Source organism: Serratia sp. (in: enterobacteria) (assembly GCF_046715635.1).
GTDB lineage: Bacteria > Pseudomonadota > Gammaproteobacteria > Enterobacterales > Enterobacteriaceae > Chania.
Window position 1 is genome coordinate 1 of record NZ_JBKJYW010000012.1, and the last position, 7,258, is coordinate 7,258.

8 protein-coding genes and 1 tRNA gene are annotated in these 7,258 nt (G+C 53.2%); 5 read left to right on the top strand and 4 right to left on the bottom strand.

The genetic code is table 11. The features are described from left to right. The 5 genes from ACLQ7H_RS00535 to ACLQ7H_RS00555 all read left to right on the top strand — a co-directional run. Positions 1-683, top strand: a 683-nt coding sequence (locus ACLQ7H_RS00535) for an MATE family efflux transporter (RefSeq protein WP_411750988.1), incomplete at its 5' end; no start/stop codon positions are given. 192 nt (positions 684-875) lie between these two features. Then, positions 876-952: transfer RNA gene (locus tag ACLQ7H_RS00540), tRNA-Val, on the top strand. 122 nt (positions 953-1,074) lie between these two features. Then, the gene (locus tag ACLQ7H_RS00545; protein ID WP_411750989.1) at positions 1,075-1,380 is read left to right on the top strand and encodes a cupin; all 306 of its coding nucleotides are present in this window, start codon (positions 1,075-1,077) and stop codon (positions 1,378-1,380) included. Between the two features lie 430 nt (positions 1,381-1,810). Then, entirely contained in the window at positions 1,811-3,223 is a 1,413-nt protein-coding gene (pykF, locus tag ACLQ7H_RS00550; RefSeq protein WP_411750990.1) for a pyruvate kinase PykF, read from the top strand. A 307-nt stretch (positions 3,224-3,530) separates the two neighbouring features. Further along, a complete protein-coding gene (locus tag ACLQ7H_RS00555) occupies positions 3,531-3,767 on the top strand; it encodes a major outer membrane lipoprotein (protein ID WP_005165631.1) in 237 nt (78 codons plus the stop codon). A 153-nt stretch (positions 3,768-3,920) separates the two neighbouring features. Here the strand turns inward: ACLQ7H_RS00555 and ACLQ7H_RS00560 are convergent, their stop codons facing one another. From ACLQ7H_RS00560 to ACLQ7H_RS00575, 4 genes are all read right to left on the bottom strand, one after another. Further along, positions 3,921-4,940 carry a L,D-transpeptidase family protein gene (locus ACLQ7H_RS00560; RefSeq protein WP_411750991.1) on the bottom strand — a complete coding sequence of 340 codons (1,020 nt, stop codon included), beginning with the start codon at positions 4,938-4,940 and terminating at the stop codon, positions 3,921-3,923. Between the two features lie 281 nt (positions 4,941-5,221). Continuing rightward, positions 5,222-5,638, bottom strand: a complete 417-nt coding sequence (gene sufE, locus ACLQ7H_RS00565; protein WP_411750992.1) for a cysteine desulfuration protein SufE — start codon at positions 5,636-5,638, stop codon at positions 5,222-5,224. A gap of 17 nt (positions 5,639-5,655) precedes the next feature. Continuing rightward, on the bottom strand, positions 5,656-6,876 hold the full coding sequence (gene sufS / locus ACLQ7H_RS00570; RefSeq protein ID WP_411750993.1) for a cysteine desulfurase SufS: 1,221 nt from the start codon (positions 6,874-6,876) through the stop codon (positions 5,656-5,658). Then, the coding region (locus tag ACLQ7H_RS00575; RefSeq protein ID WP_411750994.1) for a SufD family Fe-S cluster assembly protein at positions 6,873-7,258 on the bottom strand (386 nt) is incomplete at its 5' end. The genes sufS and ACLQ7H_RS00575, both read right to left, overlap by 4 nt.

The window sequence follows — 7,258 nt, forward strand, 5'->3', positions numbered from 1 at the left end:
ATTGGCAGGCGTTAAAACGCCTGATCGGCATTGGTCTGCCGGTTGCCCTGGCCTTGTTCTTTGAGGTGACGCTGTTTGCCGTGGTGGCATTACTGGTTTCACCGCTGGGCATCGTCGCGGTTGCCGGTCACCAGATTGCTCTGAACTTCAGCTCACTGATGTTTGTACTGCCGCTGTCGCTCGGCGTGGGGGCCACCATTCGCGTTGGGCATCGCCTGGGTGAAGGCTCGGTAGAGGGCGCTCGGATTGCCGCCTATGCAGCGATTGCCGTCGGCATCGCCATGGCCAGTTGCTCGGCGTTGTTTACCGCCGCATTCCGCGAGTCTATCGCTCTGCTGTACAACGATAACCCGGCAGTCGTGACCATGGCCTCCCATCTGATGCTACTGGCGGCGATTTATCAGATATCCGACTCCATCCAGGTGATTGGTAGCGGTATTTTGCGGGGTTATAAAGATACCCGGGCGATCTTCTACATCACCTTTGTGGCCTATTGGGTTCTCGGATTACCAAGCGGCTATCTGCTGGCGCTGACGGACTACATTGTGCCAGCAATGGGGCCAAGCGGATTCTGGTTCGGCTTTATTATCGGCCTGACCTTCGCCGCCATCATGATGGTATTGCGGATGCGTTGGTTACAGCGCCAACCCCCGGCGTTGATTTTGCAGCGTTCCACCCGTTAATCCCGTTCGCCGGTTTGTCTCAGGCAAACCGGCGAGTTCCTCGCCAACCCTTGCAGAAAAAAGCGCCTTACTGCACATAAGCTCAGCAATCGCGTGAAATACCAAATAAAATTGCGTTTTTCCCCTTGCCAGCAGCCGGGTTGCTCGCTAATATTCGTCCCCGCTGTCAGCCATGACAGAGAGGAAAAAGATGCGTCTGTAGCTCAGTTGGTTAGAGCACCACCTTGACATGGTGGGGGTCGATGGTTCGAGTCCATTCGGACGCACCACTTCTTATTTCGCTTCCCAGTATTCTCTCTCGCCTAACGGCAACCCAATGTAACAGTAATACCGGACAGAGCGTCAGCCCGTCGCGTATCATCAGCGCAGTATCCTGATGGAGGTAATTTTAATGTCGGTTTTTAAATCTCAGCTGCCGTTCGAACAACTCGATAATGGCCTTGCCCGCCGCCAAGGGCTAATGAGCGATGGCAGCACCGCCTGGGAAGTCAAATTTGTCGCAGGCACCTTTGACCAACTGCAAAAACGCCCCTACCCCCAGCAAATCCGCATCCTTTCTGGTATTTTCGAGTTCACCGTCGGCAGCGATGTGCAGACTCTGATAGCCCAGGAAACGTTGGCGATCCCTGCCGCCACCGTATTTGGCTGCTTCTGTCTGGATGACGGAGTCCTGCTGGAAATCCAGAAAAAATCTTAAAAATGATAACCTGATCACATTATGAGATTAAGCATACATCATCAGTTACATTAATCTCATTTGCGCAACAAACCCGCTGGCAGGCGGTCTATTTGCGCCACATTTGCTGCTGTTTTGCACAAAGCAGCCATCAAAAGCGGTTTTTTGTTTTGTTTCCAGCCGCATAGCCTTATAATGCGCAACGTCTTTCAGTTGAATGGTTTCAGCCCTTGATCTGCGAAAACGCAATTACAACAAATTCTCATCCTCGCTTTTTGCGCAGCCTACCCACATCTGGGCATCGGCCGAATTTTTCCACCCCATTTCGACCAAGGTCACCTATCCTTAACTATGTTTTGCATTGCCAGGCACAGCCCAAATCCCTTACCGATGGCCTAGCCGCCGGTACCGTTAGTTTTATTATCCATCACAACTTGCAGAAAAAATCGTCATGAAAAAGACCAAAATTGTTTGTACTATCGGCCCAAAAACCGAGTCGGAAGAAATGCTGACCAGCCTGCTGAACGCGGGCATGAACGTAATGCGCCTTAACTTCTCCCATGGCGATTATGAAGAACACGGCAACCGCATCAAGAATATGCGTGCAGTGATTGCCAAAACCGGTAAAAACGCCGGTATCCTGCTCGATACCAAAGGCCCGGAAATCCGTACCATGAAACTGGAAGGCGGCGTTGATGCAGCCCTGGTGGCTGGCCAAACCTTCACCTTCACCACCGACCAGAGCGTTATCGGCAACAAAGAGCGCGTTGCGGTGACCTACCCTGGCTTTGCTGCCGACCTGAAAATTGGCAACACCGTCCTGGTGGACGATGGCCTGATCGGTATGGAAGTGACTGCGGTTACCGAAAGCGAAGTGGTTTGTAACGTACTGAACAGCGGCGATTTGGGCGAAAACAAGGGCGTTAACCTGCCAGGTGTTTCCATTCAGCTGCCAGCGCTGGCCGAAAAAGACAAACGTGACCTGATCTTCGGTTGTGAGCAAGGCGTAGACTTCGTTGCGGCTTCCTTCATCCGTAAGCGTTCCGACGTGATGGAAATCCGTGAGCACCTGAAAGCCCACGGTGGCGAAAACATTCAGATCATCTCCAAGATTGAAAACCAAGAAGGCCTGAACAACTTCGACGAGATCCTCGAAGCGTCTGACGGCATCATGGTCGCCCGTGGCGACCTGGGTGTTGAAATCCCGGTAGAAGAAGTGATCTTCGCGCAGAAGATGATGATCGAGAAGTGTAACCGCGCACGCAAAGTGGTTATCACCGCGACCCAGATGCTGGATTCAATGATCAAGAACCCGCGCCCTACCCGTGCGGAAGCTGGTGACGTTGCCAACGCCATCCTGGACGGTACCGATGCGGTGATGCTGTCTGGCGAAAGCGCCAAGGGTAAATACCCGCTGGAAGCCGTTACCATTATGGCAACCATCTGCGAACGTACCGATCGCGTGATGCCTAGCCGTATCGATACCCTGAACGACAACCGTAAACTGCGCATCACCGAAGCGGTGTGCCGCGGTGCGGTAGAAACTGCAGAGAAACTGGACGCGCCACTGATCGTGGTAGCCACCAGCGGCGGCAAATCTGCTAAATCCGTGCGTAAGTATTTCCCTAACGCCGTGATCCTGGCGCTGACGACCAACGAAGTCACTGCTCGTCAGTTGATCCTGAGCAAAGGTATCACCACTCAGATGGTCAAGGAAATTGCTTCTACCGACGACTTCTACCGCATTGGTAAAGAAGTTGCTTTGGCGAGCGGCCTGGCACAGAAAGGCGACGTCGTGGTGATGGTTTCTGGTGCTCTGGTACCAAGCGGCACTACCAATACTGCCTCAGTTCACGTGCTGTAATAATAAACGTGACAACCAATCTGTGACCCAAACGCCGCTTAGCGGCGTTTTTTTTATCTGCAATAACGCACTTTCAGAAAAACGCAACCATTAAAGCGGTTTATTTCGCCAATTTCATTTGAGAGTTGTCCCATAGAATCAGGCTGTTTTCCTTCGATTTTTTAACTATTTTGCAAAACAAGATGCAAGTTTGAGCGAACGATCAAAATAAAGGGCCCTAATACAAAAAATTTATTCTCTTTCGAAAAAAGTTTGTGTAATACTTGTAACGCTACATGGAGATTAACTCAATCTAGAGGGTGTTATAATGAATCGTACTAAACTGGTACTGGGCGCGGTAATCCTGGCTTCTACTATGCTGGCTGGTTGCTCAAGCAACGCTAAAATCGATCAACTGTCTTCTGACGTTCAGACTCTGAACGCTAAAGTTGACCAGCTGAGCAACGACGTGAACGCAATCCGTTCTGACGTTCAAGCAGCTAAAGACGACGCAGCGCGCGCTAACCAGCGTCTGGACAACCAAGCACACGCTTACAAAAAGTAAGTTTGCTTCGGTTATTGAAAACGGTGCACTTTGTGCACCGTTTTTTTTTGCCTAAAAATAAATAGCCCCTGCACATCACCCCATCCCATACCTTAGGCACAAAAAAAGGGCCAGGCTCAATGCCGGACCCCACTACTTTCGCACCATCAAGGTTTAGTTCACCGAGCTAATCGGTGCACCAGACTCGCCAGAGGTGTCAGCACCCTCACCAGGAGGCGCTATAGGAGGCGTAGTGACCTCGGAAGGGTCTTGCCCTACACTGACCAGCACCGGCATACCAGAACGCCGTACGATGGCGCTGTCAAGCATTGCCTTATCGGTCTGTGGATCAGCAGCAAATGCTTTCTGATTTTTAGAAAGCGCGATCGGCATGGTCTGCGGATCGTCGCTGGCCACTTTCGACAGAGGCTGATGCACTTCTACATAGCGTTTGCCGTCTGGCTCAACGGAGACTTTCACCGGTTCATTAACGATTTGCACTCTGGTGCCTTGTGGCACCTGGTTGAACAACGCTTCGATATCGTCTGGGCGCAGGCGGATACAGCCCGAGCTCACGCGCATCCCGATCCCAAAGTTGGCATTGGTGCCATGGATCAGGTATTCACCGTGCCCCATAGCCAGACGCATGGCAAACAGCCCCATTGGATTCTCTGGCCCAGCTGGTATTACCGCAGGCAGAGTCACGCCCTGTGACTGGTAACGCTTGCGGATGTTGGCCGTTGGCGTCCAGGTTGGATTCGGGATCTTCTGGCTGACCGAGGTCACCTTCAGCGGCGTATTCATGCCGGTCTGGCCGATACCAATCGGGTAGACGATCACCTGATCTTCCCCTTTCGGGTAATAGTACAAGCGCAGTTCCGCCAGGTTGACCACAATCCCTTCACGTGGGGTATCCGGCAGTAGCATCTGTGTTGGGATCGTCAGCACCGACCCCGGTTTAGGCAAATAGGGATCGGTCCCCGGGTTGGCTTCCAGCATGCCCAACAGCCCAATCTTGTAGTCAGCCGCAATGGCTTCCAGCGAACGGCCATCGTTTGGCACGTTGTAAATTGTATTCTCACCAATCAGGCGGCTGCCTGGCGGCGGCAATGGGTATTCGTTCGCACTGGCGACCTGGGTGCCGGTCAGTACGGTGGCGAATAACACGCCCATTAGAGTCAACGCACGTTTCATTCTGATCCCTATTGTTATTACGGTTCATTGCAAGGCTAGCGGTCGCTGGCCAGCAGGTAAATAAGACAAACACTCGTTCGATATTAGCAAGAACCTGTTTAAAGGCAATAAATTGTAAAAAATCAACATGTTATAACGTAATTAAATGCAGGAATTGTCAATAACGCGTCAACGAGTAACCGGCTGAAATACTTATAATTTGCGGGAAAAAGACGGGGTTTGGCAGTCATTGTAAAGGCTCATTGACATAGCGTCACATCAATAAGCCTTGGGGGATCCGCTCAGGTGAGCTGGGCCGCTTTACTGCGAATAGCGCGGATCATCGCTTCCAACCCCTGAGAACGGGAAGGCGTCAGATGTTGACTCAAAGCCAGCTCGCTGAAGAATGGCCGCACATCCAGATCGAGGATTTGCTGAGGCGTGAGCTGGTGATAAACAATAAACACTACCGCCAGCAGCCCCTTGACGATGGCGGCATCGCTATCACCATGAAACTCAACCCGCCCTTCAGCGTTGGCGCTCATCACGATCCATACCTGGCTTTGACAGCCGGAAATCAGGTTGGCCGCCTGCCGCTCGCTTTCATCCAGCGGTGGCAACTGGCCACCCAGTTCGATCACATACAGGTACTTCTCTTCCCAGTTCAGGCAGCGGGAAAAATTACGCACCAGTTTATCTTTGTCCGGCAAATGCGCCATGGGGCTCCCTTTAATGATTAGCCTAACAGGCTGTGGATGCGCTGCAAACCGGCTACCAGCCGATCTACTTCCTGACGGGTATTGTACAACGCCAGAGAAGCCCGGCACATACTTGGCACCTGGTAGAACTCCATCAGCGGCATGGCACAATGGTGCCCGGTGCGGATCGCGATACCGTATTGATCCAGGAAACTGCCCACGTCATAGGCATGATGTTCACCCAGGTTAAAGGCAATCACGCCGGCACGCTGTGCAGGGCCATAGATCTTCAGCGTTGGCACCTGCTGCAATCCGTCCAATGCGTAACGCATTAAAGACTGCTCGTAATCGTGGATGTTATCCAGCCCCAGAGCCTCGACATAGTCGATGGCAGCCCCCAACCCCATCATGCCAGCCGTATTGGGCGAACCGGCCTCAAAACGCCAAGGTGGTGCAGCAAAGGTGGTACCTTCCGTCAGGCTGACCCGTTGGATCATCGCACCGCCGCCTTCCCACGGTGGCATCTGTTCCAGCAACGCTTGCTTGCCATACAGAATGCCGATACCGCTAGGCCCATACAGCTTGTGGCCGGAGAACACATAGAAATCACAGTCGAGCGCCTGGACATCGATACGCTGATGCATCACCGCCTGAGCGCCGTCCACCAGAACCTTCAGCCCAGCCGCCTTGGCCACAGGAACGATCTCACTCAGCGGGTTGACGGTCCCCAGCACGTTCGATACCTGGGTGATCGCCAATAGCTTGGTGGAGGCATCGATCAAGCCCGGCAGTTGCGCCAGATCCAAGGTGCCATCGGGCTGCAGCGGCCAGACACGCAGCGTAATGCCACGCTCGTGCGCCAACATTTGCCACGGCACAATGTTGGCATGATGCTCCATCTCAGTGATGATGATGCTATCACCCGCCGTCAGCAGATGGCGGCCAAAGCTGTTTGCCACCAGATTGATGCCTTCGGTGGTGCCTTTGACGAACACAATCTCTTCCGCCGAGCCTGCGTTGATAAAGCGCGCCACTTGTTGACGTACCGCCTCCATCTGCTGGGTAGCTTCGGCGCTCAACGTATGGATACCGCGATGTACAGCGGCATACCCGTGACGGTAGAAATCCAGTTCGCGGTCAATCACGCTTTGCGGTTTCTGCGCGCTGGCGGCGCTGTCCAGATAAGCTAACGGTTGCCCATTGACCTCCCGAGCCAGCAGGGGAAAATCGCTACGTACCCGTTCCAGGGGATAACTCATGCCGCCTCCCGGGGTAAACGGTCGGCGATACGCGCCAGTACCAACTCCCGAATGACCGGATCGGCAATGCCCTCCGTCAATTCAGCGGCAAAGGCAAAGATGATCATCTGCTGCGCCGCATGTTTATCGATACCGCGTGATTGCAGATAGAACAGCTGTTCTTCATCGATCCGACCCACGGTGGCACCGTGGCTGCATTTGACATCATCGGCGTAGATTTCCAACTGCGGTTTGGTGTCTACCTCCGCGACCTTGCCCAACAGCAGGTTGTGGTTATTCATTTGGCCGTCGGTTTTAATCGCATGCTGCGCGACCTTGATCATGCCGTTAAATACCGCCTTGGCCCGATCGCTGACCACCGTTTTGTGCAGTTGGCGGCTTT

Coding starts and splice junctions, on each gene's coding strand:
- ACLQ7H_RS00545 (WP_411750989.1), top strand. CDS start 1,075: ATGTCGGTTTTTAAATCTCAGCTGCCGTTCGAACAACTCGATAATGGC.
- pykF (WP_411750990.1), top strand. CDS start 1,811: ATGAAAAAGACCAAAATTGTTTGTACTATCGGCCCAAAAACCGAGTCG.
- ACLQ7H_RS00555 (WP_005165631.1), top strand. CDS start 3,531: ATGAATCGTACTAAACTGGTACTGGGCGCGGTAATCCTGGCTTCTACT.
- ACLQ7H_RS00560 (WP_411750991.1), bottom strand. CDS start 4,940: ATGAAACGTGCGTTGACTCTAATGGGCGTGTTATTCGCCACCGTACTG.
- sufE (WP_411750992.1), bottom strand. CDS start 5,638: ATGGCGCATTTGCCGGACAAAGATAAACTGGTGCGTAATTTTTCCCGC.
- sufS (WP_411750993.1), bottom strand. CDS start 6,876: ATGAGTTATCCCCTGGAACGGGTACGTAGCGATTTTCCCCTGCTGGCT.